At 60.0% G+C, this 24,495-nt stretch carries 28 protein-coding genes; 19 read left to right on the top strand and 9 right to left on the bottom strand.

Going from position 1 to position 24,495, the window contains the following annotated elements:
• Together AC1DTN_RS25835 and AC1DTN_RS25830 are read left to right on the top strand one after the other, a co-directional pair.
• A partial coding sequence (locus AC1DTN_RS25835) for a transposase domain-containing protein (protein ID WP_477923213.1) occupies positions 1–171 on the top strand: 171 nt, incomplete at its 5' end.
• A gap of 81 nt (positions 172–252) precedes the next feature.
• Positions 253–639: a hypothetical protein gene (locus tag AC1DTN_RS25830; RefSeq protein ID WP_477923208.1), complete on the top strand. Its 387-nt coding sequence runs from the start codon at positions 253–255 to the stop codon at positions 637–639.
• Positions 640–1,268: 629 nt separating this feature from the next.
• Here the strand turns inward: AC1DTN_RS25830 and AC1DTN_RS25825 are convergent.
• On the bottom strand, positions 1,269–2,648 hold the full coding sequence (locus AC1DTN_RS25825) for a pyridoxal phosphate-dependent decarboxylase family protein (protein WP_477923207.1): 1,380 nt from the start codon (positions 2,646–2,648) through the stop codon (positions 1,269–1,271).
• A gap of 228 nt (positions 2,649–2,876) precedes the next feature.
• Between AC1DTN_RS25825 and AC1DTN_RS25820 the strand changes: the two genes are divergently transcribed.
• The 4 genes from AC1DTN_RS25820 to AC1DTN_RS25805 all read left to right on the top strand — a co-directional run bounded on the left by AC1DTN_RS25820 (position 2,877) and on the right by AC1DTN_RS25805 (position 4,528).
• Complete coding sequence (locus tag AC1DTN_RS25820) at positions 2,877–3,218, top strand: hypothetical protein (RefSeq protein ID WP_477923205.1); 342 nt, start codon at positions 2,877–2,879, stop codon at positions 3,216–3,218.
• A gap of 240 nt (positions 3,219–3,458) precedes the next feature.
• Positions 3,459–3,737: a hypothetical protein gene (locus tag AC1DTN_RS25815; protein ID WP_025669006.1), complete on the top strand. Its 279-nt coding sequence runs from the start codon at positions 3,459–3,461 to the stop codon at positions 3,735–3,737.
• A gap of 224 nt (positions 3,738–3,961) precedes the next feature.
• Positions 3,962–4,204: a hypothetical protein gene (locus AC1DTN_RS25810; protein WP_477923204.1), complete on the top strand. Its 243-nt coding sequence runs from the start codon at positions 3,962–3,964 to the stop codon at positions 4,202–4,204.
• Positions 4,205–4,276: 72 nt separating this feature from the next.
• Positions 4,277–4,528 carry a hypothetical protein gene (locus AC1DTN_RS25805; RefSeq protein ID WP_310386612.1) on the top strand — a complete coding sequence of 84 codons (252 nt, stop codon included), beginning with the start codon at positions 4,277–4,279 and terminating at the stop codon, positions 4,526–4,528.
• A 224-nt stretch (positions 4,529–4,752) separates the two neighbouring features.
• Here AC1DTN_RS25805 and AC1DTN_RS25800 read toward each other — a convergent pair whose 3' ends face one another.
• Positions 4,753–4,923, bottom strand: a complete 171-nt coding sequence (locus AC1DTN_RS25800; RefSeq protein ID WP_310386614.1) for a hypothetical protein — start codon at positions 4,921–4,923, stop codon at positions 4,753–4,755.
• 120 nt (positions 4,924–5,043) lie between these two features.
• Entirely contained in the window at positions 5,044–5,253 is a 210-nt protein-coding gene (locus AC1DTN_RS25795) for a cold-shock protein (RefSeq protein ID WP_007826441.1), read from the bottom strand.
• 303 nt (positions 5,254–5,556) lie between these two features.
• Between AC1DTN_RS25795 and AC1DTN_RS25790 the strand changes: the two genes are divergently transcribed.
• Positions 5,557–5,901 carry a hypothetical protein gene (locus AC1DTN_RS25790; RefSeq protein WP_439015658.1) on the top strand — a complete coding sequence of 115 codons (345 nt, stop codon included), beginning with the start codon at positions 5,557–5,559 and terminating at the stop codon, positions 5,899–5,901.
• A gap of 190 nt (positions 5,902–6,091) precedes the next feature.
• Positions 6,092–6,433 (top strand): hypothetical protein, encoded by a 342-nt coding sequence (locus AC1DTN_RS25785; RefSeq protein WP_477923202.1) that lies wholly within the window; start codon positions 6,092–6,094, stop codon positions 6,431–6,433.
• 133 nt (positions 6,434–6,566) lie between these two features.
• Here AC1DTN_RS25785 and AC1DTN_RS25780 read toward each other — a convergent pair whose 3' ends face one another.
• The 3 genes from AC1DTN_RS25780 to AC1DTN_RS25770 form a co-directional block, all read right to left on the bottom strand.
• Positions 6,567–7,910, bottom strand: a complete 1,344-nt coding sequence (locus AC1DTN_RS25780) for a hypothetical protein (protein WP_477923201.1) — start codon at positions 7,908–7,910, stop codon at positions 6,567–6,569.
• Positions 7,911–8,015: 105 nt separating this feature from the next.
• Positions 8,016–8,633, bottom strand: coding sequence for a hypothetical protein (locus tag AC1DTN_RS25775; RefSeq protein ID WP_477923199.1), 618 nt, complete (start codon positions 8,631–8,633; stop codon positions 8,016–8,018).
• A gap of 282 nt (positions 8,634–8,915) precedes the next feature.
• Positions 8,916–9,068 carry a hypothetical protein gene (locus AC1DTN_RS25770; RefSeq protein WP_246778895.1) on the bottom strand — a complete coding sequence of 51 codons (153 nt, stop codon included), beginning with the start codon at positions 9,066–9,068 and terminating at the stop codon, positions 8,916–8,918.
• A 64-nt stretch (positions 9,069–9,132) separates the two neighbouring features.
• On the opposite strand from AC1DTN_RS25770, the gene AC1DTN_RS25765 reads away from it, so the two are divergent.
• A complete protein-coding gene (locus AC1DTN_RS25765) occupies positions 9,133–9,486 on the top strand; it encodes a hypothetical protein (protein ID WP_477923198.1) in 354 nt (117 codons plus the stop codon).
• 53 nt (positions 9,487–9,539) lie between these two features.
• Here AC1DTN_RS25765 and AC1DTN_RS25760 read toward each other — a convergent pair whose 3' ends face one another.
• Positions 9,540–9,743, bottom strand: coding sequence for a hypothetical protein (locus tag AC1DTN_RS25760; protein WP_113325332.1), 204 nt, complete (start codon positions 9,741–9,743; stop codon positions 9,540–9,542).
• 362 nt (positions 9,744–10,105) lie between these two features.
• On the opposite strand from AC1DTN_RS25760, the gene dusA reads away from it, so the two are divergent.
• The 3 genes from dusA to AC1DTN_RS25745 all read left to right on the top strand — a co-directional run bounded on the left by dusA (position 10,106) and on the right by AC1DTN_RS25745 (position 12,963).
• Positions 10,106–11,143: a tRNA dihydrouridine(20/20a) synthase DusA gene (dusA, locus tag AC1DTN_RS25755; RefSeq protein WP_477923196.1), complete on the top strand. Its 1,038-nt coding sequence runs from the start codon at positions 10,106–10,108 to the stop codon at positions 11,141–11,143.
• 149 nt (positions 11,144–11,292) lie between these two features.
• The gene (locus AC1DTN_RS25750; RefSeq protein ID WP_477923195.1) at positions 11,293–11,811 is read left to right on the top strand and encodes a DUF992 domain-containing protein; all 519 of its coding nucleotides are present in this window, start codon (positions 11,293–11,295) and stop codon (positions 11,809–11,811) included.
• A 315-nt stretch (positions 11,812–12,126) separates the two neighbouring features.
• Positions 12,127–12,963, top strand: coding sequence for an SDR family NAD(P)-dependent oxidoreductase (locus tag AC1DTN_RS25745; RefSeq protein WP_113325329.1), 837 nt, complete (start codon positions 12,127–12,129; stop codon positions 12,961–12,963).
• Between the two features lie 37 nt (positions 12,964–13,000).
• On the opposite strand, the gene AC1DTN_RS25740 is transcribed toward AC1DTN_RS25745, so the two are convergent.
• The gene (locus AC1DTN_RS25740) at positions 13,001–13,540 is read right to left on the bottom strand and encodes a Pycsar system effector family protein (RefSeq protein WP_477923193.1); all 540 of its coding nucleotides are present in this window, start codon (positions 13,538–13,540) and stop codon (positions 13,001–13,003) included.
• A 178-nt stretch (positions 13,541–13,718) separates the two neighbouring features.
• Here AC1DTN_RS25740 and AC1DTN_RS25735 point away from each other — a divergent pair, with 178 nt between their 5' ends.
• The 4 genes from AC1DTN_RS25735 (at position 13,719) to AC1DTN_RS25720 (ending at position 20,787) form a co-directional block, all read left to right on the top strand.
• A complete protein-coding gene (locus AC1DTN_RS25735; protein ID WP_477923191.1) occupies positions 13,719–17,435 on the top strand; it encodes a FecR domain-containing protein in 3,717 nt (1,238 codons plus the stop codon).
• Positions 17,435–19,462, top strand: coding sequence for a CHASE2 domain-containing protein (locus tag AC1DTN_RS25730; RefSeq protein WP_477923189.1), 2,028 nt, complete (start codon positions 17,435–17,437; stop codon positions 19,460–19,462). The genes AC1DTN_RS25735 and AC1DTN_RS25730 overlap by 1 nt, the downstream gene beginning before the upstream one ends.
• A gap of 91 nt (positions 19,463–19,553) precedes the next feature.
• Entirely contained in the window at positions 19,554–20,246 is a 693-nt protein-coding gene (locus AC1DTN_RS25725) for a fumarylacetoacetate hydrolase family protein (protein WP_439015671.1), read from the top strand.
• 10 nt (positions 20,247–20,256) lie between these two features.
• Positions 20,257–20,787 carry a gamma carbonic anhydrase family protein gene (locus AC1DTN_RS25720; RefSeq protein WP_477923188.1) on the top strand — a complete coding sequence of 177 codons (531 nt, stop codon included), beginning with the start codon at positions 20,257–20,259 and terminating at the stop codon, positions 20,785–20,787.
• Between the two features lie 80 nt (positions 20,788–20,867).
• Here AC1DTN_RS25720 and AC1DTN_RS25715 read toward each other — a convergent pair whose 3' ends face one another.
• A complete protein-coding gene (locus AC1DTN_RS25715; protein ID WP_477923186.1) occupies positions 20,868–21,566 on the bottom strand; it encodes a DUF1223 domain-containing protein in 699 nt (232 codons plus the stop codon).
• Between the two features lie 234 nt (positions 21,567–21,800).
• On the opposite strand from AC1DTN_RS25715, the gene AC1DTN_RS25710 reads away from it, so the two are divergent.
• The 3 genes from AC1DTN_RS25710 (at position 21,801) to AC1DTN_RS25700 (ending at position 24,454) form a co-directional block, all read left to right on the top strand.
• Positions 21,801–22,661: a cytochrome b/b6 domain-containing protein gene (locus tag AC1DTN_RS25710; protein WP_477923185.1), complete on the top strand. Its 861-nt coding sequence runs from the start codon at positions 21,801–21,803 to the stop codon at positions 22,659–22,661.
• The gene (locus tag AC1DTN_RS25705) at positions 22,658–23,434 is read left to right on the top strand and encodes a molybdopterin-binding protein (RefSeq protein ID WP_477923184.1); all 777 of its coding nucleotides are present in this window, start codon (positions 22,658–22,660) and stop codon (positions 23,432–23,434) included. Before AC1DTN_RS25710 ends, AC1DTN_RS25705 begins: the two co-directional genes overlap by 4 nt.
• A gap of 249 nt (positions 23,435–23,683) precedes the next feature.
• Positions 23,684–24,454, top strand: a complete 771-nt coding sequence (locus AC1DTN_RS25700; RefSeq protein ID WP_477923212.1) for an SDR family NAD(P)-dependent oxidoreductase — start codon at positions 23,684–23,686, stop codon at positions 24,452–24,454.
• Positions 24,455–24,495: the final 41 nt, after the last annotated feature.

Here is a 24,495-nt window from a genome sequence, read left to right as displayed (position 1 = left end):
GGAGCCAGGGCAAGCGCGGTGATTTACAGTCTGATGCTGACCTGCCGCGCCTGTGGCGTCGATCCGCTCTCCTGGCTGCGCCACGTCCTCACTGAGTTGCCTCAGCGCGAAGAAACTGCCGACATTGGCGACCTGCTGCCGTTCAATTACTCCAAGACCATCGCGGCCTGATAAGGCTGGGTACTGCTACCCAGCTAAGCGCGAGTATCCGTCAACCGCCGTCAATGCGCATCGAAAATCGCGCTTACCTTCATGCAAAGCCTGGCGATCTGGAAAACCTACGGCAAGGGCTGGTCGGCGCGCGTGGCGAAGGTCGAGGCGAAGGCCGTTGCGATGTTCCTGCGCGGCCAGCCGGGCGTGGATGTGAAGGCAGCGCTGGCGGATGAGGCAAGCAAGGCGGGGAAGGCTGCCGCGACGCTGCGGAAGGCGGGTGCAGCGATTGCGATCTCGGCGTCGGGTGGCGCGGGCACAGGTGCAGTGCTGCCGACGGAGCCGAATTTGCTGGTGCTTGGCGCGGTGATGCTGATTGGGCTGGTCGTGGCGGGCGTGCTGGTGTGGAAGGCGGTGCGGGCGAAGGAGCGAGCGGAGGCGTATGGGCAGATAGCCGAGCGAGCATTGGGCAGCAACGTCGAGTCCTGAAGCCTTCGCTCTAGTCTACGCAAATGCTTCCGCATCAGTCACTACTGCAATTGAGCGATAACACGCCTTAGCCTGCAAAGGATGGTTGATGATACTCGACAATATCTCGAATTGCTCGTTTGATCGCGGAATATCTTCAGACAAGTGACTTGGAGGAATATGTGAAATTCAGGCTGTTCTATGAAGGGGAATTGCTCTCCTCAGGTAACAACTCCAAACGACCGGCCCATAAACACGCCATTCGTCGCGCGTTTCAAAAACAACTGCGAGAGCTCTGAAGGGTCGACGGCAATCTGATCAACTGGATGGACTACTCAACGTCTAGACAGATTCCACAATTTGAGAAAATTGCCCGCGACTATCCCAGATGGAACTACAACTGGGTGCCGCTTGTGAGCGATGCGACGAGTACGCATTGCTCTCTAGAAGTTCTTATGCTTCGACAAGTCACAATGACGACGATAGGCAATCTTCATTTGAGTGATGAGGTTAGCTCTCGCAGCCCTCAGCGTCACAAATACCGCGTAAAAGCACGGTTTCCGTGCTCTTATATCTCGTCTGCACCTTGCGATCGCCTGGCGTGATGAGGGGGCTAAGCTATTTATGCTTCCATCCTGTTTTCCAATACCTCACTCATTCACCTCCCTCGCCGCTTCCACCACCTCAGCGACAATCTCCGCCACATCCTCCGGCCGCGTCCGGTGGTTCACGAAACACGCCCGCAGCGCAAACTCCCCGTTGATCGTCGCATTCGAGAGATACACCCGTCCGCGCGAAATCACCCGCTGCAGAATGGCCTCGTTGCTCTTGCTGCGATGGCGAAAGCAGACGGCGCTGAGCGGCACCGGCGCCAGCAGTTCCAGCTCCTCGTGGGACTGGATGGCGGTTGCGAGCAGTTGGGCGTGCCTGAGATCGCGGGCGATCGCCTCGCGATAGGCTTCGCGGCCGTGATATTGCAGGGACAGCCAGAGCTTCAGCGCCCGAAAACGGCGGGAAAGCTCGATCGTTTCGTCGAAGAAGGCGAAGGCCTGGCCGGGATCCTGGTTGAAGATTTTTACATAGTCGCCCCTGTGGGAGAAGGTTTTGCGCGCCGCATCGCGCTCGCGGTAAAGCAGGCAGCTGCAATCGATCGGCTGGTAAAGCCATTTATGCGCATCGAGCGAGACCGTGTCGGCAAGATCGAGCCCGTCGAACTTTTCCGGCGCGGCAAGAGCCGCCAGCACACCGAAGGCGCCGTCGACATGCAGCCAGAGGCCTTCGGCCTTAGCAATGCCGGCAATCTCGCGCAGCGGATCGATCGCCCCTGTCGCGACCGAACCGACGCTGGCGACAATGGCAAGCGGCGCCCTGCCCTCCTTCCGGTCATCGGCGATTGCCGCGGTTAGCGCATCGGTCCGCATGCGGAAATCCGCATCGACGGGGATCAGGCGAAGGTTGCTGCGGCCAAGACCCAAGAGCGCCATCGCCTTGGGGATCGACATATGCACCTCCTGCGAGGCATAGACGACACCCGGCCGCGCACCCTCCTCATTGGCGGGCAGCTTGTTTTCCCGCGCGATCGCCAGCCCCATGAGATTGGCCATCGAGCCGCCGCCGCAGAGGCTTCCTGAAAAGCCGCCACAGCCGATCGCCTCCGCCAGCCAGCCGATGACGGCGCGCTCGATGGTGACAGCCGCCGGCGCCGAGCGCCAGGAGGTGACATTCTGGTTGAACACGGAGGCCAGAAAATCCCCGACAGCGCCGACCGGCTCGCCCGAGCCCGCGACATAGCCGAAGAACCGCCCCGTCGAGGGCCGCACATGCTCGGCCATCGCCCTTATGTCATCGAGAACCGCTCTGCCCCTGCCCTCATCCGGCCAGGGCCGATCGAAAAGCCGCGCCGTCTCGGCACTGCTGGTCATGGGATAGGAAGGCCGCTCTTCGAGCGAGGCCCAGTAATCGCCGGCAAAGGCCATCGCCTCCGCCATCAGGGCGTTGAGTTCGCGATTGGACGTCTCCAATGCCTGCATCTCATTATCCTCCATCCCCACCGAAAGGCGGCTCCTCCACGACATCGGCAACAAGAGCCTTCAGCCCCGCCGCCATACGCGCATCACCCACACTCATGCAATTTTCAACCGAATCTAGAATAAATTGAAGAATGCAAAGAACATAATTCCCGCGAAGCGAGAATCAAAATAAAGATGCCCTGTCCGTCACAGCACAAGCGCTGTCAGCAGCATAATTAAGGGATAATCATGCGCACCTATATTGCAATGACACTGATCGCCACCGGATTGCTCACCGGCTGCGTGCCGACCGAGAAGCAATATGATGCAGCTGTCAGAGTGTTGCGAGGCAGCGAGCGTGAGAGAAACGGACTTTTGGATGAATGCATAAGGCGCCTCGGCTTTTCCGACAAGAAGGCCCGCCATAACGCCGCTGTCGTGATGAACGTGGCAGAAAAGGACGCYCCGAAAGTTGCCTGCAGCCGATACACGAAAGCGATCGTTTCCGGCAGCATAACCTATCAGGATACGCTCGACATCAAAAATGGCCGCTACACCCCGAAACTGATCAAGATCTTCCAGGGCCGATAGGCTGACCGCCTGTCACGCCTGCCCTTCACGCTCGCTATTCTGACGACAAAGCGGGCGTGATCGCCGGCAGCAGTAATTCCGGCAAAGCTGCGCAGCGGTTTTGCGTCAGGAACTGTGTGAAACGAAGAGACAGAGCATCTTCATGATTCGAATAAAAACGGAAATGCTCTAGATTACCCCTAATGGCCTGTTCGGCGACCGCGTCGCCATCTGGATGCGCCACCTTTCGAAGGAGAGCGCATGAAAAAACCGAAGCGTATTGAAGAGATGAGTACAGAGGAGCGCGCCGATACGCTGCGGCGGCTGAGCCAGACGCTGCATTTTTCGGCGATCGTCGCCAGGCAGGCAGGCGACATGCTCTGCAAGCCGCTGGAGGAGTTGGCCGACAGGCTGCTGCGCGATGGCGCTGCAATATCGACCGATCGCTCCGAGGTCGCCATTGATGTCATTGCCGAAGCCATGAACCTGCTCGGGCGCTTCGAGCTGAGCCATTCGGGCAACAAGTCGACATTGCATTGACCACGAGGTCGCTTGCGATCCCAATGGGTCGCTTGCTTTCCCCCAACAGTCGACCTGAGGGAAGCGCCGAGCCGCATCCGGAGGGGGTGCGGCGGCCCTTGTAAAAGCCCGCTAAAAGCCTAGTTTGGATAGGATAAAGTTTGTCCTAGCGCGCGTCGGCGCCGAGCCAAATCCCCTCTCTCGACAAGCCCGTTGCGGCCTGTCCCCCGGCGCTAGGAAACACCATGGCAGCCACCAAAGAGCGCTTTTTCAAACAACAGGGCCGCCCACCCGCCCGCAAGACCGAGGAACCGCCTCACGCGGCCTATGCAATTATGGCGACCGAGGCGCGCCAGCGCGATGCAAAGACGGCGAAGCTGCGCGCCTTGCGGCTGGAGCGTGAGGCAAGCAGCCTTCAGGAGGTGGGCGAGCCTGTCGCAGCAAAAGCCAAGCGCAAGCCTGCCGTCCGCCGCTCGCGGTATCAGTAAGCCGGTGTCATCTCCCATGACCCCGCAAGCTCGGCTTTTATGGCCATGACCACCCAGCCTCCGATAAACGATATGTCGCTCGAAGAACGCCTGGAGACCCTCAAGCTTCTGAGCGACGCGCTGCAATTCTCAGCCGTGATTGCCCGCCAGCAGGGCGACGAGGCGTACAAGGCCATGGATTGTCTGGCCGAGCGCCTGCGCGCCGATGCGCAGATACTGGCGCATGATCCTTCGCCGACGACCAACGCTGTCGTCATGGAGGCGATCACGCTCCTTGGCAATTTCCAGATGGCCCATCCGGCTCGCAACAACAGCAAGCATTGAGCCGCTGCTGTCGGCGGGGATGGACTGGCCTGCGGTTGACGCGCCGGTCGACCGGCTGCAAAGCCGGTGTCCTTTAATTTTGATAGTCCTAATTTTTGGATATTGAGGCGCGGCCGCGGATTTTTTATGAGAAGCTGTAGACCCAGTGCGGCGGCAATAAAAAAGCGCTCAGCCACCTCGTATGGCTGAGCGCTTTTTTTGACCTGGCGGGTGGCCCGCCGGACTTATCTTCCGCGCTGTGGCTTGCGGCTTTTGTCGTTCTTGTCTTTGGCTGACGACGTCTTGGCGTCCAGCGCCTGACCGAAATTCGTGCCTCCAAGGTGCCCGCCGCCGCTGGTGTTGGCCAGCTGGCGCTCTGCACGTCGAAGCAGCTGTGCTGCGTCTGTCTTGCTCATTTTTCTCTCCCGGAAAGTTGCTCGCAAATAAAAAGGCCGGGGCTGGCCCGACCTTTCCAGGGTTCGCAAGTCCGCAGTGCCAGTACATCCGTGGTCAAAGCGGGGGTGCGAGCCGATTGTTTATTCAGAGGCGAGGTTCTGCGCGGCGTTCTTGCCGCTGCGGGGGTCCTGCACCAGATCGAAGCTCACGGACTGGCCTTCACGCAGGAAGGACATGCCGGACTGTTCGACAGCAGAAATATGAACGAACACGTCAGGCGAGCCATCCTTAGGCGAGATGAAGCCGAAGCCCTTTGCCGTGTTAAAAAACTTTACAATACCTGTATTCATAACGATTTTCCTTTCAATCGCATAGAATTACTGCGCCCGCTGGATGCGGGCCGTAAATGGTCGAGCTTGAGAGGAAAGATTAGCCAATGCGCCTTTGCGCAAAAACGAAGCTAACGAAGCAAATTCGATTTTGAAGAGATAGGCTATGTTTGTGTTCATAACAAGGTTACATTTATTTTTATTTGGTTTTCGCCCGTTGCCGCGCTGGTAAAACAGGCGCATGTTGGCTGGTCAGCAGCCATCTTTCCGGGCGCTGTTGGTTAAGGGCATCCACACCCTGGCCCCGACCGAAAGGAGGACGCGATGTCTTCCTCCATCCATCAGACCTTTCTCGACGGCGACGATATCAACCTGCTTTCACGCGTACTCAAAAGCGCCGGATATGACGAAGCCGCAGCGCCGGAGCTGTTCGCACAGGCTGCCAGCAAGGCACTTGCTCTCTTCAGACGCGGCATGCGCCGCGAAGAAGCATTGCTGACAGCAATAAGGATCATGCAGGACAGGCAGCAGATCCTGCGGCAAACCGGGAATACCGAATTTGAAAGCCGTTTCGCAATCCAGGGCCTGCCGCCGTCCAGCATCATCATCGATGAGGCGGGAGCCAGCATCATCATTGATGCGACGGAAGAAACCGCTGCGCGCAAATAACCGGCATCCGCACCTCGGGGTACATTGACAACACCGCTGCCACACGCGCGTCATCCACGCCCGCAATTTTCAACTCTGTTTAGAATAAATCGAAAAATCCCAAAAGTATAATTCCCGCGAGGCGAGAATCAAAATAAGGAATCCTCGCCATCACAGCACAAACGCTGCCGCATTATATTGAGGGATAATCATGCGTGCTTATATTGCAATGATATTGCTTGCCACAGGACTTCTCGCCGGCTGCGCGCCGACCGAGCAGGAATACGATGCAACGGTGACGATGCTGCAGGGCAGCCCGCGGGCACGGACCGAAGTTCTGAACATGTGCACCAAGCGCATGAGTGCAACCGATGCCGCCTGGCATCGCAACGCAGCTGTCGTCATGAACGTATCGGAGAAGGATGCCCCGCGCGTTGCCTGCAGCCGGTATCTGAAGGCCCTCGTCTCCGGTCGCGCCACCTATCAGGACACGCTCGACCTCAGCAATCGTCGCTATACCCCGAAGCTCGTCAAGATCTTCCAGGGTCGCTGAGGCGCAAGACCGGTCGTCTGTCGCAACTGCCGTTCACGCTCGCTGGCTTAACAGGACCTGCGAGCGTGATTTGGCGTACCCGCCCGCAAGTTCCGCCGATATCGGGCGGTGAAACGGCTCCCAGCGGCAAGACTCAGCCGCTCCATGACATGGCGGCCCTCGCCCAGCTGCCGCGCTGCGCCTCTGGAACGGGATCGATCGTGTTGAGCCTCATCGTTATCGAGCAAGCCTCTTCGTCGCTGAGTTCGGCAAGTTTCGTCAGCTTATTCAATTCGTCCATGGTCACGCCCAGGCGCTGCGTGATCATTTGCACGATGTCCTGAGCGGTCAGCGTAACGGTCGCGGGCTCCCGCATTTTCCCGTCCTCATAGGCCAGGCGCTTGGCTTCCATAACTTGCCAATAGCTCTCCTTGATCTGTGGAACGGCCTGCGCGGTCTGAGACACCCGCATACTCATAAGATCCTTGCAGCCCTGCGGATAGTATCGCGCAAGAGCCTCGTTGAGCGCAGCCGTCTTCTTCAAGACATCGATCGCAATGGCATCGCTTGCCCGCGACAGCGCAGGATTGCCGTATTTGGCCACCATGGCAGCTGCTTGCGCTCGCGGATCGATATTGCCCCCCGAGGCTTCGGCCTTGGCAAACAGCTGCCGCGCTTCATCCTCGTGATCCATGAAGACCGCGTGAACGAAAGGATTGATACCAGCGAGAACCTGCATCTCCTTTTCGAAGGAGCCAGCCTTCGTTTCCTGCGCAGCCGAGTCCGATGCGGGCTTCGCATCTGCGGCAGGCTTTTGCTTCTCCGGGGACGGACCCAGCGAGAGCAACGCCCTGCCCCAATCGCCCTGCAGCTCTTTTGGCAAAGCGCGTACGTTATAGAGTTTCTTTGCGATCGAGCACATGTCTTGGTCGCTCACCCCGGCAGGAGCTTTCAGCACCTTGTCTATCTCGCTCCCGGTCATTCCCAGGTACCGCGTCATGATCCGGTACAGCTCCTTGCCGGACATCAAGGCAACCGGAGCGCGGAATTTCCCATCCTCATAAGCATAGGTTTTCGCTCGCAGATCATCCATCCGACCGTTTCTGACTTCCACAACGGAATACCAGTCAGGCATATTGCCGGTGAAGAAATACTCGCAGCCTTCGGGATATTTGGCGGCCACGATATCGGCAAGCGCGGCCGTCTTGTCCATGACTGCAATCACGGCACTGTCGCCTGCGCGCGAGAGGGCCGGAGTGCCATACCTGTCGATGACCGTCGCAAGGGTTTTCTTCTGTTCAACCCATTTCTGACGGCCCGTCTCCGCGTAGACTTTCAGTACGATATCCCTGCGATCCCGATAAATGGCCTGTAGATAAGGATTTATCCGTCCGGTCAATCGGATCACCATATCCACAGGATCTTCCTTGGCATCTTGCGCGATTGCGCCCGATGCGAGGAACGCGACGGCAGCCAGCAGCGATAATAATCTTTTCACGAAACCCACCCCAATAGTTGCAATTCTTTATCAAAGACCATCAGTTGTGCCGCTTTGCCGGGCAGCATGCGCGGCGTCACCGGCGGCGACAGCCCACACGCGACTCTATTGCTTGACTGAAATGACATCCCTCGCCCAGTCGCCTCTGCGGGCTTCCGGCACGCCCGAGACGTTCCAATATCTCTTCAGGATCGAGCACATCTGCGCATCCGGAACCTTCTCGGGAATGAGAAACAGGCTCATCTCGATGTTGCTCACTCCAAGATACTCATTCACCAAATCCAGAAACTCGATTGAAGACAATCTCGCGACCGGCGCCCGCGACTTTCCATCTTCGTAGGCAAGAAGCTGGGCTTGTCGAAAATCCCGGATGCTGTCAGTAACCTCTGGAGCGGAGTTTCCGTCGGGATGCACCGAAAAAGATACGAAGTACCTGCAACCCTCAGGCTCCCAGCTGGAAAGCACATCAACGACCGCGCCTGCCTTCCTAGCCACATCGATCGCATAGGCATCGCTGGCGCGTCCAAGTGCCGACAACCCGTATTCCGTATAGATGTCGGTCAGGGCCTCTATCGCCCCCTCGCGATCACCTGCAACAAGCTTCCTGTTGATCGCCCGCACTTCAGCCGGGTGGTCCGCGAGCATGGCTTCAACAAAAGGATCGTCATAATCGCTCGCCTTGTCCTCTGCCTTGGCAGCCGGCGCATTGGCACTCTGCGCCATCGCGGCATCACTTGTCGCAAAGATTGAAATGACGACGACGCCGGCCGCGATTGCGGACAGAGCCCAATTCATTCTCATCATGAAACCCCACCCTGAATAGTTGCAAATCTTCTATGTCTGAAATTGCGAACCGTCCACAACCCGTTCAAAAACTGGTAAAAATATCAGAGAAATAAGCGAGGCACCTCACAAGCAGTACCCTATATATCCCATCGCATCAGCCACACCCCGCGACCATTATTGACCGCAACGTCTCTATTGCCGCAGGGCATATCTTATGGCTCAGCTATTCAGCTTCAGCGCCAGCTGCTGCCCGCCAAACACCTTCAGCACATGTTTGTTGATCGGCCGCATCGCCTCGATGCGGCGTTGTTCTTCCCGCCTGCGCGCTTCGTGGCGCTCGCGGTCTGCGCGCAACTGCGCGGCAAAGGCCATGGCCTTGTCTGCTGCTCCTGAATAACTCGGGCTTGCTGCCATCGAACTCTCCATCAGAACATAGATGAGAACGTTTATTTGTTCTTATTTTGTTCTCATTTTCGGAGAAGTCAAGACCATCGATTCACGGCAGTACAAAGGATGGGATTCCGGCGCGGGAAAGAGCGGTGCCGGTGGGAGGGCGGGAAAGCGCCAAGTCTTTGACGCAGAAAACTATTCTCTCGTCTGGAGCCAGACCATGGCGAAAGACATGAGGCCGCAAAGGGTGGCGATCAGAAGCAGGTTGTCCATCGAAATCCTCCTATATATGGCGAAAACGCGGCAGAAGGGTTTTGGTTCAATTGCCTCTCTAATTCAGGCGATCTTCTCGCCCCTGTTCTCGTTTCGCCGTCCCTTTCTCTCTCAGGCGTTCCAATAAAAAAGGCCCGCAGCATTCCTGCTCGGGCCTCACTTTATTCCGCCGATGCCTGTCTATGCCGGCCTGATCACGGTCATGATGACAATATTTCCGGCTTCGTCTCGGGCGCTGTCCGTCATCGCAATAACCTTGCCGCCAAATTCCGCCTCGGCCTCAGCGAACGCCTCCCGCACCAGGCGAAGCGTTTCCAGATAGGCGCTGTTGTCTCGCCTGGGCATTGCAAGCAATGCCTTGATCCCTGCGCTATCGTCCGTCATGAGGCTGATGCACTCCTTCGCTGCGGCTGCGTGGCGACCATCGATCCGCTTTGCAAGGTCGGTTGGATGGATGCGTCTGCGGCCTTCTGGCTTTGCTCAATCCTGACATCAGAATATCAGCATCGTCCTCCGTTGCCTTCCCGGAAAACGGCACCTGGGTCAAGTGCGGGAAGCAGCCTCCAGGAAGATGACAGCCGGCGCCCCAACACCCCATCTCGCTTTATCGCCATGCCTCATGTATAAGCCCTCGTCCCATTCCCGCCCCCGCCCCGGCGTTTCGCCAACGAGAGCTTGCAGGATCGGGCCTCTGCCACGACATGAGGCTACGGGACTCACGACCGGACGAAAGAAGACTTGAGATCATGACCACGGCAAAGACGGCTGTTTCAGAAGCAAACCAGCGCTATTTCAAGGCGCCGGTCTTCGCGGTTGCGCCCATGATCGACTGGACCGATCGTCACTGCCGCTATTTCCACCGCCAGATCAGCCGCAACGCCCTGCTCTATACGGAAATGGTCGTCGCCGACGCCATCATCCATGGCCCGCGCGAGCGCCTGCTCTCCTTTGATGGCACCGAACATCCAGTCGCCCTGCAGCTCGGCGGCTCCGATCCGGCCAAGCTCACCGAGGCCGTGCGCATTTCCGAGCCCTATGGTTATGACGAGATCAATCTCAATGTCGGCTGCCCGTCCGACCGCGTCCAGTCCGGCACTTTCGGCGCCTGCCTGATGCTGACGCCTGAAACGGTTGCCGAATGCATCGCCGCCATGAAGAAGGTCGCCAAGGTCCCGGTCACCGTCAAGTGCCGCATTGGTGTCGACGAGCAGGAGCCGGAAGAGGCCTTGCCGACGTTGATGACCCGCGTGCTCGATGCCGGCGCCGACGCGATCTGGATCCATGCCCGCAAGGCCTGGCTGAAAGGCCTGAGCCCCAAGGAAAACCGCGAGATCCCGCCGCTCGATTACGAGATCGTCTACCGCATGAAGGCCCGCTTCCCCGATGTCTTCATCGGCATTAATGGCGGCATCCACACGCTGGATGAGGCGCAGGCCCACCTCGCCCATGTCGATGGCGTCATGCTCGGCCGCGCCGCCTATCAGAACGCCGCAATCCTTTCCGAGATCGACCAGCGCTTCTACGGCGCAGCGGCCTCGGAGCCAGATTGGAACGATCTGCGCGACCGCATGATGGCCTATGCCGAACGCCATATCGCCAAAGGCGGCCGTCTGCAGCATATAGCCCGCCACATGGTCGGCCTCTTCACCGGCCTGCCCGGCGCCCGCCGCTACCGCCAGATCCTGTCGACCGATGCCGCAAAGCCGAATGTCGGCCCGGAAGTGATCGCCGCAGCCTTTGCCGCGGTCGATTTTTCCGGCTCGACGGAAGCCGTCAGCGCCTGAGCGGCATCAGGCATCGATCCGAACCATTAGAGCAACCATTTGCCGACCGATCGGGCTTGCAGCCCGGTCCGTTTCCTTTCGACGTTTGAACGAAGTGGGGTTGAACGCGTTTATCACGGTCCCCCAAAAGAGTATGGAAGGAAACACTCATGAAGAATCTCGTCATCCTGGCAGCTGTAGCTTCCCTCGGTTTCGTACCCGTGGCCGAGGCCGCGAGCCAGCACAAGCAACCGAAACATGCCGCCCAGCAGGTCGTAAATGAGCCGAGGCAACGTCTCGGCACCCTTTCCTGCGAAGTCGCCGGCGGCGTCGGCATGATCGTCGGCTCGAGCAAGGCGATCGACTGCAGTTTCAAGCAGAACACCGGCAAGGTCGAGCATTATACAGGCACGATCGGCAAGCTCGGTCTCGATGTCGGTGTCACCGGCAAATCCTATCTCAGCTGGATCGTCGTCAACACCGCGCCCACGCGCGTCGGCGATGGCGCTCTCGCCGGCACCTATGTCGGCGCATCTGCCAGCGCGTCCGTTGGCGTCGGCCTCGGGGCAAATGCCCTAGTGGGCGGAAATTCGAAGAATTTCGCCTTGCAGCCGCTCAGCGGCGAAACCGGAACCGGCGTGAATCTGGCCGCAGGCGTCTCTCGCCTCCAGCTGAAGGCAACGCGCTAGACCGGACAGGCGGCGGCCAACCGGTCGCCGCCGCTTGCCGCGAAGTCGCTCGCGCGCCATGTGCGAGAAACGATTGGCGTTTTCCCGCTATCGGCTGAGCTTGTCGGCATGGTGCTGGCCTTTTGATGAAGCAGGCCGAAATAACGGCAATGGCAGTCCGTCCAGTCGATCATTGGCAGAACAGCTGCTGCCCCCCCTGGTCTTCACAATGGCCCGGTGGCACCGTATCTTACGCTGCCCCCAGATATACCGCAGCCCAAATGCGCGCTCACCAGCCGCGCCTGAAAACAGCCACTGTATAGGAGGTTAGCCAACATGAAAGATGTCATCGCGTTGGTAACGGGTGCAAGCCGCGGTGTCGGCCGCGGGATTGCGCTTGCCCTGCTCGCCGAGGGAGCCACGGTGCACGTTACCGGCAGGACGCGTTCCGAGGCGAGCCTTGAAGGCATACGCGCGGGATCGCTGGAAGGGCTCGAGCTCGAGGCTGCGGACCTGCCCGGGCGTGTTGTTATTCATCAGTGCGACCACAGCAAGGACACTGAGACCGAGCGCGTGGCCGAAGAGATCAGGGCCGGCAACAGGCTGGATATTCTGGTGAACAATGCATGGCCCGGCTATGAAAACATGGTTGAGGATGGCGATTTTACTTGGCCCCGCGCCTTCTGGGAGCAGCCCCTCTGGCGGTGGGACGCGATGATGGGCACCGCGCTGAGGGCGGCTTTCATGATGTCGCGTGCAGTCGCACCTCTCATGATCTCGGCGCAGCGCGGCCTGATCGTCAATATCTCATTCTGGGCAGGGCAATTCTACGATGGCAACGCGATCTATGGGATGGCCAAGGCTGCTGCCGACAAGATGGCTGCAGACTTCGCGCATGATCTGCGCCCGCACCATGTCGCCGCTGTCGCGCTCTATCCCGGCCTGGTGCGGACCGAAGCCGTGATGCAGAACGCCGAATATTTCGACCTGTCCAATTCCGAGTCACCGCAATTCATCGGCCACGTCATATCGGGACTTTGGCGAGACCCGGCGCTGGTGTCGAAATCCGGAAAAGTCCTGGTCGCGGCCGAGCTCGGCCAGGAATACGATATCGCCGACATCAACGGCTATAAGCCTGTCCCCCTCACCGCGGCGGACTTTGCCAAAAGCTGAAGTGATGCTGGCAGCAACGCCAAACCGGACCTTGGACTCAGGCTGCCACCAGCAACAACACATAAGCCACGACCGTCACCATCAGCCCCCGAAAGGCAATCGTCACGAACCGGTATTTGCTCCGGGCGATGTGCGAGAGAATGTCCGCATTTTCCACATACTGGTCGAAGAGATAGCGCTCGTCACGCCGGATCGCCGCCTCGAAGAAGGTATCGCGATGTCTGGGCCATGCCCCCCAGAACATCGATGTGGATTTGTCGAGCCGCCGCGGCAGTACCACGAGGATGGCCGACAGAATCGAAAAGACCGAGGCTGCGGCCAGGAGCCCGGAGAAGAGAATGGCCTGCGGGGTGCCCTGCGCATAGCGCGCCCAGGTGAAGACTGCCCTTACTTCGACGGRGCTCACAAGAAAGGCGAGCATGAAAGTAAAGATATAAGCGGCCTTCTGATCCGATATTTTGATCTGATCATAGAATATGTCGTTGATTTTCTTGATATGGTCGAAATATTCCGAGCCAATATCCTCTGTCGACGGAGAGCTGGAGGGCAGCTCCGCAAAATTTTCAAACTCGCTCAAAGGAAATCCCACCCCGCAATAGTGTTTCCCTAATAATACACTTGCTTACGAAAGCAAGAACACGTGTGCAGTCAGCTTGACTTTTACACCGCGCTTGGTCAAAGGGGGAAAAGATGCGGGGGTATCTGAAATGTCGGGGCTGAGGTCTTTTCTGTGCGCAAGTACATCTCTTGCGCTCATGTCAACATTACTTTCATTTCCGGTTGCAGCCGAGCCGCTGCAGCGCCCCACCCCGGTTGCAGGCTCGGTCATCGCCCGCAAGACCGGCGAGGAAGTACGCTTCGTCGATGTCAGCAACTGGCGCGTCGTCGACCTCAACCAGGACCTCCTGGATGGAGACGTGCTGCGCACCAATGCCACCGGCCAGCTCGCCATTCTCTTTTCCGATCACACACAGATCCGCCTCGGCCGCAATTCCGCGCTGCAGGTCAAGAAGATGTCGCAGACCGGCGACACGATCCTCAACCTGCAGTCCGGCACCATCTGGGCCCGCGCCCAGCGCGGCGGCCAGGGCCTGACGGTCGAGACGCCGGCCGCCGCAGCCGCTATCCGCGGCACGGACTGGACCATGACCGTCGAGGGCGCCAAGACTTCGATGATCGTGCTCGAAGGCCGCGTGGCGCTCAGCAACCCGCAGGGCAGCGTCGATGTCAACGAAGGAGAAGGCGCTGTCGCCACTATCGGCCAGGCGCCGCACAAGCTCATCAGCGTCAATCCTGACGACCGCGAGCAGATGCTCTTCTATTTGGACCTGCGCGACGGCTTCGGCCTGATGCCGACCTCGCCGCTGCGGGCCGACCGCATGGCGACCGAGCGCCGCCGCCTGCTGGCCCTGCCGCCCGAGCGCCGCACGATCGAAGACTGGCTGGAGCTTGCCGAAGTACAGAGCGCCTTCGACGGTCGCCAGGCCTCAGCTGCTACGTTGCGGAACATCCGCGGCCGCAAGCTGACGGTGGCGCAGCAGGCCCGCGTCGACCTGCTCGACGCCACCATCGCTGGTTCGGAAAAGCGCTATGGCGATGCCGCAAAGCTCTTCCAGAAGGCCCTGCCGCATCTCGACCCGACACGGCGCAACATGGCCCAATATGGCGGCTATTTCGCCCGTTCGCTGGCCAACCCCGCCCATGCCGAACCACGACCGGCCAACACAACCGGTCCTTATGGCGCGATCATGCAGGCCTATACCGCAGGCTTCCTGGAAAACCCGCGCGCAGCGCTTGAGATCATCAAGAAGGCGGAACAGCGCTATCCCGATGACCCGACGCTGCCGGCGGTCCGCGCCCAGCTGGCGCAGCTCATCGACGACCGTAAGCAGATGAAGGAAGCGTTTGAACGCTCGCTGGTACTCGACCCCGATCATCCGATGGCGCTCGCCGCCCGCGCCGGCTACAAAGCAGCCTATGAGAGCGATATCAACGGCGCGCTTGCGGACCTGAACCGCGCCATCGAACTGGCGCCCGGCGCCTCGGGCACGCTCAATTCGCTCGGCCTGCTGCAGAGTTCGCGTGATGCCAACGGCGAGGCGGAAGAAGCCTTCAAGAAAGCGATCGAGCTCGACCCGCAGGACCCGCTGCTACACGCAAACCTCTCGATCCTCTATCTCGACCAGGGGCGCATGAAGGAGGCCAAGCGCGAAATCGATACGGCAATCGCCCTCGATCCGTCCTTCGATATCGCCCTGCTTGCCCGCGGCCGCTACTATCTGCAGACCGGCGAGCGCGACGAGGCGCTGGAGGATCTGCTCGCCGCCAGCACCGCCAATCCGGCTCATTCGCAATCACAGCTGATGCTCGCCGCCGCACACTACGAAAAGGGCGACCGGCTTCCGTCAGAGCAGGCACTCGATAACGCCAACCGTATCGATGATGACGATCCGGCCATCTCCGCCTTCCGCACGGCTGTCGATATCGACGATTACAATGCCGATGGCGCAATCGCCAACGCGCAGGAATTCCTGCGCCGCTCGCGCGCTCGCGGCGGCGATTTCAGTGGGCTCGGTGCCAATCAAAGCGCCGGCTCGACCCTGAACAACGCCTTCCGGCTGCAGGGGCTGGATGCCTGGGGTCGCTATTATGGCGATGCCGTCTTCGATCCCTTCAAAGGCAGCGGTTATATCGATCAGTCGATCAAGGGCAGCATCTTTCCTTTCGTCAATGCGACGAGCTTCAGCGATGACAATGTCATCCTGAACCGGACCAATGCGTCGAGCTATTCTTCCTTCATTCAGGGCCTGCTGCTCTCTCCGCATATGCTGTCCGGCCGTTCGCGCGCGGCAACGCTGTTCGACGTACCCTTCATCGAAGGCTCGGTCGGCGGCGGCGTCAACAGCGTCGACGGCCATGCGCGTCGGACCGGCGAAGCGGAAATTCAGGGCTATTCGAACGCGACGATCCCGATCAGCTTCTACGGCAACCTGACCTGGGAAGAGCTGGCGCTCGACGGCGACTACCGCGATTTCGGTGGGTTCGAGCTGGACAAAAAACTACTCACGGGCAATGCCTACCTGACGGCCACGCTGACACCGGATGACCGTATCGTCAGCTTCTTCAATCATGGCAAAGCCTACGGGCCGCTCAATGCCCTGACGACAAGCACGGCATTCACCGACCGCCTGAATGAAGAATTCTTTCTGCCGGTCTTCGGTGGTGTAATACCGACGTTGGATCTACCCCTCTATCAAAACAGATATGATGAGGGTGAGACGACGATTGGCGGCGTCGGCTGGAGTCACACTTTCGGGTATCGGAATGTGCTCAATACCGCACTCCTCTATTCCGAGGGCAAGGCGAAAAGCCTCTTCGACCGGACATTTGAAGCCTCCACGGCGACCGGCCTTCCCGCTCCAGATCTTTATCCTTTCATGGAAACAAGCCTGGAGAGTTCCTCCAAAACCTACATAGCCGCGATCAGCCATAGCATCGGCGATGACACGCTGACCTGGCGATACGGTATCGAAGGCGGATGGACCGATAGCAGCAACAAGACAACGATCCATCTCGATGACATTTTAGGTTTGGTGGGCGAGCGGACATTTGGTCCGACCGACGAGAGCAGCCGCGTCAATATCGGCCGCGCCTATATCGATCTCCTTCACGAGATCACACCTGATCTGAAGGGCGAATACGCGCTGTTCGCCACACGCCTGGAAGGAGACGGCACCGATGTCAGCCGGCTTGAACCGCGTTTCGGCCTTGCCTGGGAACCCGTGCGAAATCAGTGGCTGCGCGCCGCCTTCATGCGCCAGGGCCTCGACACGGGCGTACCATCATTGGCGCCCGTCGGCATACTTGGCCTGCAGGCGAACCAGTTCTCGGTCGGAGCAGAGGGTTACGCGGATACTGTTGCCTTGCAATGGGATGCCGAATGGACGGACCGCTTCTTCACGTCCGTCGAATACCAGCACCAGGAATTGCACGATTTCTCGATCGGTCTGCCGATCACTGGCCTCGCAATCGTCGACAGCCAGACTTACGGGCGCGGCACTATCGATCGCGCCGCTGTTACGGCCAACGTTGCTCTTGGATCCGGCTTCGGCCTCTCGGCCACATATGCCTATATGGATTCGGAGAACAAGGATCCGACGACCTTCAATTACCGCGGCGACCTGGCTTTCATTCCGCAAAACTCTGGCCAGATCGCGCTGACCTGGGTCAATGAAGCCAAGGTGAAAGCCACGGTTGCTGCAAACTATGTCGGCGAGCGCCCCGGTGATCTGGTCGGCACGAAACTCGACGATTACTGGAGCCTGGACGCCCATCTCATCTGGGAGCCTTTCGACAAGCGCATCGCGCTAGAGGCCGCCGCCTACAATCTGCTCGATGAAGATTTTGAAGTTCTGCCCGGCACCCCCGGCTGGAGCCGCGCCTTCAAGGGCACCTTGAAGATCCGCTTCTGATGATCGCGCGCCCAGCCGCCCTGCAACGGCTTCAGACAGAGCGCCCGATCGAGACGGGCCGCCCGTCGCAGCGCCCGCCAGGCTGGCCCTTCTCGAGCCGCAGCATCCGCCTTCTCGTGCTGGCGCTGGTCACGCTGATCACCATTTCGCTGATCTCGCGCCTGCCCGCCTGGACGCTGACGGAGCTGCGCACCTTCGACTATCTCTCGACGGTCGATGACCCAACACCGCCGGCCGATGGCCCGATCATCGTGGCGATCGACGAACCGGCGCTTGCCGATATCAACGCCCAGTGGCCCTGGCCGCGCAGCCTGCATGCCGAGCTCGTCAAACAGCTGCGCGCTGCCGGCGCAAGAGCCATAGCGCTCGATATCATCATGGCCGAGCCTTCGACGGCAGAAAACGATGAGGCCATCACCGCTGCCGTCGGCCCCGATGTCGTGCTCGCCGGCGATGAAACGTTGATCAAGACGCCCCAGGCCGACCAGCTGCTGCGCACCACGCCGCTGCCGCAGATGACGGATGCCGGCGCGCGCACCGGCATCGCCTCCATTACCCTGAATGGCGACGGCATCTTCCGCAATATTCCATCCTATGAGGATGGCTTTGCCATGGAGCTCGCCAAGGCTGCGGGCATCAAGGCGCTGCATCTGCCGGCAGGCTCCCTCATCCAGTCCTTCGGCCCGGCCCGCAGCTATCCCACCGTTTCCTACTATCAAGCGCTCGACCCGAAGAATTTCCTGCCGCCCGATATCTTTAAGGGTCGCGTCGTATTGGTCGGCCTCAGCCTGCAGAACGCCCCCGAGATCGATCAGGGCGGCGCCGATGCCTATGCCACGCCCTACACCGTGCACACCGGCAAGCTGATCTCCGGCGTCGAGGTGCAGGCCACTATCTACGACAATATCGTCCACGGTCTGGCGATATCAGAAGCCGGCCTGCTGCCGGTCGCAATCTGCATCCTCATATCAGTCATTCTGGCCGCGATAACGGTCTGGAAGTCCACGAGCTGGCGCACGCTGGTCGCGACCGCCGCCGCCGTGCTCGCCTTTGCGGCAGCGAGCTATGCCGGCATCCGCTTCGGCCATGTCTTCGTCTCGCCGCTTGGGCCGACCGTTGCCTTCGTGGCCGTCGCCTTCGGCCAGGCCGCCTTCGATTATACCGAGGAGCGCCGCCAGAAGCGCCAGATCACACTGGCCTTCGCCCAATATATCTCGCCCGATCTCGTCAAGCGCCTGTCGAACGATCCCTCGCAGCTGAAGCTCGGCGGCGAGCGGCGCACGCTCTCGGTCCTGTTTTCGGATGTGCGCGGCTTCACCACCATTGCCGAAACCATGAAGGACGATCCCGAGCAGCTGACGGCGCTGATCAACCGCCTGCTGACGCCGCTATCGGATGTGGTCATGGATCACGGCGGCACGATCGACAAATATATGGGCGATTGCATCATGGCCTTCTGGAATGCGCCGCTCGATGACCCCGATCATGCCCTGCATGCGGTCAAGGCCTCGATTGCCATGCAGGATGCGATCGCGACACTGAACCGCGAACTGGAGCGCGAAGCCGCCGCCACCGGCCGGCCGCTGCATATCCTCAAAATGGGCGTCGGCATCAACACCGGCGACTGCATCGTCGGCAATATGGGCTCCACCCGCCGCTTCGACTATTCCTGCCTCGGCGACAGCGTCAATCTCGCATCTCGTCTGGAAGGTGCTTCGAAGAATTACGGCGTCGCCCTGCTGCTCGGCGAGGAAACCGCCCGCCTCGTCAGCGAGCGTTACACCGTGGTCGAGCTAGACCGCATCATCGTCAAAGGCCGCACCGTCCCCTCGCCTGTCTTCACCGTGCTCTACGGCTCGCACCGCGCGGTGCTCCCCGATCACAACGCCTTCCTCGAAGCCAGATATGCGGGCCGGCTCACCGTCTCCGATGCGGCCTTCGAAACCCTGTCGAAAGCCATTCCGGAGCTTTCGGCCTATTACGCATTGATGCGCAGCAACCTCGCGCAGGACGACGCGGCCCCATAAAGCAATTCCAGCAAAAGTGTGGAGCGGTTTTGCGCGACATGCTTTACGATGTCGCCAGACTCGCCAGATCAATCAGCCAAGAAGTCCCGCCATGTCCCTTCCCGCCACTGTCATCCCCCTGCCACAGCCGGTTCTCCTGCCCGTCGAAGGCAGCGCCGAGGCCTTCCCGGTCCGCCGCGTCTATTGCGTCGGCCGCAATTATGCGGATCACGCCATCGAAATGGGCCATGATCCGAACCGCGAGCCGCCCTTCTTCTTCCAGAAGAACGCCGACAATCTCTTCGCCGGCAAGGATTTCCCCTATCCGCCGCTGTCGAATGACGTGCATTTCGAGGTCGAATGCGTGCTGGCCCTGAAGGCCGGCGGCGCCGATATTTCAGCCGAAAAGGCGCTCGACTGCATCTATGGCTACGGCGTCGGCATCGATTTCACCCGCCGCGACCTGCAGGCCGAAGCCAAGAAGCTCGGCCGCCCCTGGGAGCTCGCCAAGGCCTTCGAATATTCCGCCCCAGTCTCATCCCTCGTCCCGGCAAGCCGCCTCGGCCATCCCGCCAACGGCCGTGTCTGGCTGGAGGTGAATGGCGTCAAAAAGCAGGATGGCGACTTAAACCAGATGATCTGGAAAGTCCCGGAAATCATTGCAGAGCTTTCGAAACTCTTCGTTCTCGCCCCCGGCGATGTCATCATGACCGGCACGCCGGCGGGTGTCGCCGCCATCAACAAGGGCGACAGCATCTCCTGCGGCGTCGACGGCATCGCGACACTGTCGCTGAAAGTGGTCTGAGGAGACGGAAATGGCGATCTACGCGCTCGGAGGCCTGAAACCAAAACTGCCACCCCACGGCACCTTCTGGATCGCCCCCGACGCGCATGTGATCGGCCATGTCGAGCTTGCCGAAGAGGTCGGCATCTGGTTCGGCGCAGTGCTGCGCGGCGACAACGAACCCATCGTGATCGGCAAGGCCACCAACCTGCAGGAAGGCGTCATGGTCCACACAGACCCCGGCTTCCCAACCACGATCGGCGAGGATTGCACCATCGGGCACCACGCCATCATCCATGGCTGCACGATCGGCAACAACTCCCTTGTCGGCATGGGCGCCACGATCCTGAACGACGCCAGGATCGGTAACAATTGCCTCGTCGGCGCCAATGCGCTCATCACCGAAGGCAAGGAATTCCCCGACAACTCCCTGATCGTCGGCTCGCCCGCCAAGGCGATCCGCACCTTGGACGATGAGGCGGTCGCCAAGATCACCCAATCCGCGAAGAAATATGTCGGCAACTGGCAGCGCTTCGCACGGGATCTCGAGCGGATCGATTGAAAATCGACCGCGGGCGGATCGACTACCGTCGACCGCGGGATCGCAGGCGACCGCGGGAGGATCAGGCAGTGAGCCGGTTTTCAGTCGGTCGTTGCGGCGAGAATCCTGCCGCCTTTCGGCTCCTGGACGATGATGGCGCTCTTCAGGTCGCCAGCTGCGGCCGGGATCGGCAGCTTCAACATTTTGCCGTCCCAGGTGCCGAGACGCGTCAACTCGTGCACGACATGGGCGTGCGGCAATGTCTCGCCGGCATTCTCGCCTCTGGCGACCGGAACCTGCACGGTGCCCGGAGCATAGCGGACGAGCCACACGTCGGCAGCGGCGGTCCGGCCCTTCGCAGCGTCGATGACAGCCACGTTCCGGGCTAGCGCGATCCCGGGGCCGGACAGCGCGGGCTCGGACGCGATCACGCGCCGGATCTCGTTCAGATCATAGCCGACGGTCGACTGGTGGCCGTTGACCACCATCTGCGGCGTGAAAGGGCCGGATTGGCCGAGTGCGGGCTCATAGGTCACCTGCCGGTCGGTGAATTCCTTCTTCCCGAAAATGTCCTTCCATCCAAGATAGTCCCAATAAGTCACCGAGAAGCTCAAGGCGAGCACGTTCGGATCGTTGCTGAGCTTGACGAGATTGGCATTGGCCGGAGGGCATGAGGAACAGCCCTGGCTGGTGAACAGTTCGACGACTGCAGGCGACTGCCCAGCGGAGGCCTGAACGGTGGAACCAAGAGCAAAGACTGCTGCGATGATCGCAAGATTGAACGCGACTGAATGTTTCATGGCGGTGCTCCCTGATGATCTGCATCTCGTTCTTCTTCGCAGGTGGAACGCCATTCGTTACAGCTTCACGCACTTGTGACGCCGTCGGCCGGATGTCCGGAAAGCCGCGCCGCCAGCCTTTCCCGCCGGCAGGATCCCGGCTGCAAAGAAAAAACTTCGGGACGCCTGTAACAAATCCCGCTTCGCCTACGTACATGCTGTAGGGGCGTGACGGTACCGGACATCGAAACGATCATGGCAACACTCGACGATCACAGCCAGGCCACTCCAACAGGCCCGATGACAACAGTCATCCGCCGGCACTCACTGGCGACCCGCGTGACACACTGGATCAACGTTCTCTGTCTCAGCCTGCTTTTGATGAGCGGGCTGCAGATTTTCAATGCCCACCCGGCGCTTTACTGGGGCCAGTACGGTGCGGATGCAGATCCGTCCTGGCTGTCGATAAGTGCCGTCGATGAAGATGGCGGCACGCGCGGCGTGCTTCGCATCGGCAATCTGCAGATCACGACAACAGGCATTCTCGGCGTTTCGGGAACGGGCGATGACGCGACCGAGCGTGGCTTCCCTTCCTGGATCACCATTCCGAGCTATCAGGATCTCGCAACCGGCCGCCGCTGGCATCTGTTCTTTGCCTGGCTCTTCGTCATCAACGGATCGATCTATGCGCTCATCGGCTTTCTGTCAGGCCATTTCCGCCGCGATCTGGCGCCGAGCGGCGAAGAGATCTCGCCGCACCATCTGGGGCAGGAGATCGCCGACCACGCGCGCCTGCGCTTCCCCAGAGGTGAAAAGGCAAAGCATTACAATGTGCTGCAGAAGCTCGCCTACCTGGTCGTCATCTTCATCCTGCTGCCGCTGATGTTTGCAACGGGGTTGACCATGTCACCCGGCATGGATGCCGGCTATCCCTTCCTGCTCGACTTCTTCGGCGGCAGGCAAACGGCCCGGTCGATCCACTTCATCTGCGCCTGGTCGATCGTCCTCTTCGTTTTCGTGCATGTCGCCATGGTGATCCTGTCCGGCCTCTGGAACAACATGCGCTCGATGATAACGGGCCGTTACGTGATCGAAACCGAAAGGGACGATCGATGACCTTCTCCATCACACGCCGCCGCCTGTTGATCGGATCGGCTGCCGGCCTCGGTGCATTCGGCCTGACCGGCTGCGACGATGTCGTCCAGAACGCCAATGTCCAGTCCGTTCTCGAAATGGCCGAAGCGCTGACGATGAAAAGCCAGCGGCTCCTCGTTCCCAAGGACAAGCTGGCGCACGAATATTCCGAAGCCGATATCTCGCCGACATTCCGGCCGAACGGCACGAGCCAGCCAGACAGCGAAGCCTATGCGCAGATGATGGAAACCGGCTTTGCCGACTGGCGGCTGAAGATTGACGGGCTGGTAGAGCGTCCCGTCGAGCTTTCGCTCGCAGATCTGAAGAAGCTGCCCTCACGCACCCAGATCACCCGTCAGGACTGCGTCGAGGGCTGGAGCGCCATCGGCAAGTGGACGGGCGCGCCCCTTGGACCGCTCCTGCAGAGCGTCGGGCTGAAGCCTGAGGCCCGCTATGCCGTCTTCTACTGCGCAGACCAGCTCGAACAGACGCTGGACGGCAGCGGAACCTACTACGAGAGCATAGATCTCATCGACGCCTTCCACCCGCAGACAATCCTCGCCTACCAGATGAACGGCAAGGATCTGGAGGTTGCCCACGGCGCCCCGCTTCGCCTGCGCGTCGAGCGCCAGCTTGGCTACAAGCATGCCAAATACCTGATGCGGATCGAGATGAAGGACAGCTTCGCCGGCCTGTGGGGCGGCAAGGGCGGCTTCTGGGAAGACCGGGGCTACGAGTGGTACGCCGGAATCTAGAGCAATTCCAGCAAAAGTGCGTAGCGGTTTTGCGTCCGGAATTGCGTGAAAACAAAGAGATAGAGTGTTTCCGTGATTCGAAGAAAAACGGAAACACTCTAGGCACTCGCGCCTGCGGACAGTCTTGCCGCGGGACAGTCTTGCAAAGGGCTGCCCGAGACGCTGGGGAAGCTCCTCAGTATGCGCGGAACATCTGGCATCCGCACGCCGACGCTGCCATAAATGAGCTTCATCGAGGGAGGCATCATGATGCAGAAGAACGCGCCGGACTTCAGCCTTGCGGGCAAGGTGACTTTGGTGACGGGAGCGAGCCGTGGCATCGGTAAGGCTTGCGCACTTGCCTGTGCCGCAGCAGGCTCCGATATTGTTTTGGGTGTCCGTGATGTCGCAGCCTCGGCGGACCTGGTTGCCGAAATCGAGGGCGCGGGACGAAAAGTTCTCCCTGTCGAACTGGACATTCCCAATAAGGCCCATATCGCACAAGCCGTCGACGCGGCGCTTGCTACGTTCGGTCGGATCGACATCCTCGTCAACAACGTCGGCGTGGCTCCGGGCAATCTCGCGGAACTCGTGGAGGAGAAGGACCTTGACGAGATACTCGATGTCAACATCAAGGGCACCTTTCTGATGACGCAGGCAGTTGGCCGTCACATGATCGAGCGCAATGGGGGCCGGATCATCAACATCAGCTCACAGGCCGGTACCGTGGCGCTGCGTGGCGAGGCAATCTATTGCATGAGCAAGGCGGCAATCAATCACCTCACGCGCTGCCTTGCAGCCGAATGGGCACGCTACGATGTCACAGTAAATACCGTATCGCCGACGTTCATTCACACCGACGGTACAGCACCTTTTCTATCCGATGCCGACAATCGCAAAGCGACGCTCGGTCACATTCCACTCGGTCGGATCGGTGAAACCGATGATGTGGTGGGTGCCGTAGTCTTCCTTGCATCACCGGCTGCGAGCCTGATCACTGGCGCGAACCTGCTGGTGGACGGTGGATGGTCCGTCGCCTGAGGCCGAAGCGGCTCCTGCGGCAAAAGTCTTATGCAAACGAG

Source organism: Rhizobium sp. 01T444, from assembly GCF_056398305.1.
This window is presented reverse-complemented; position numbering and strand designations above follow the sequence as displayed.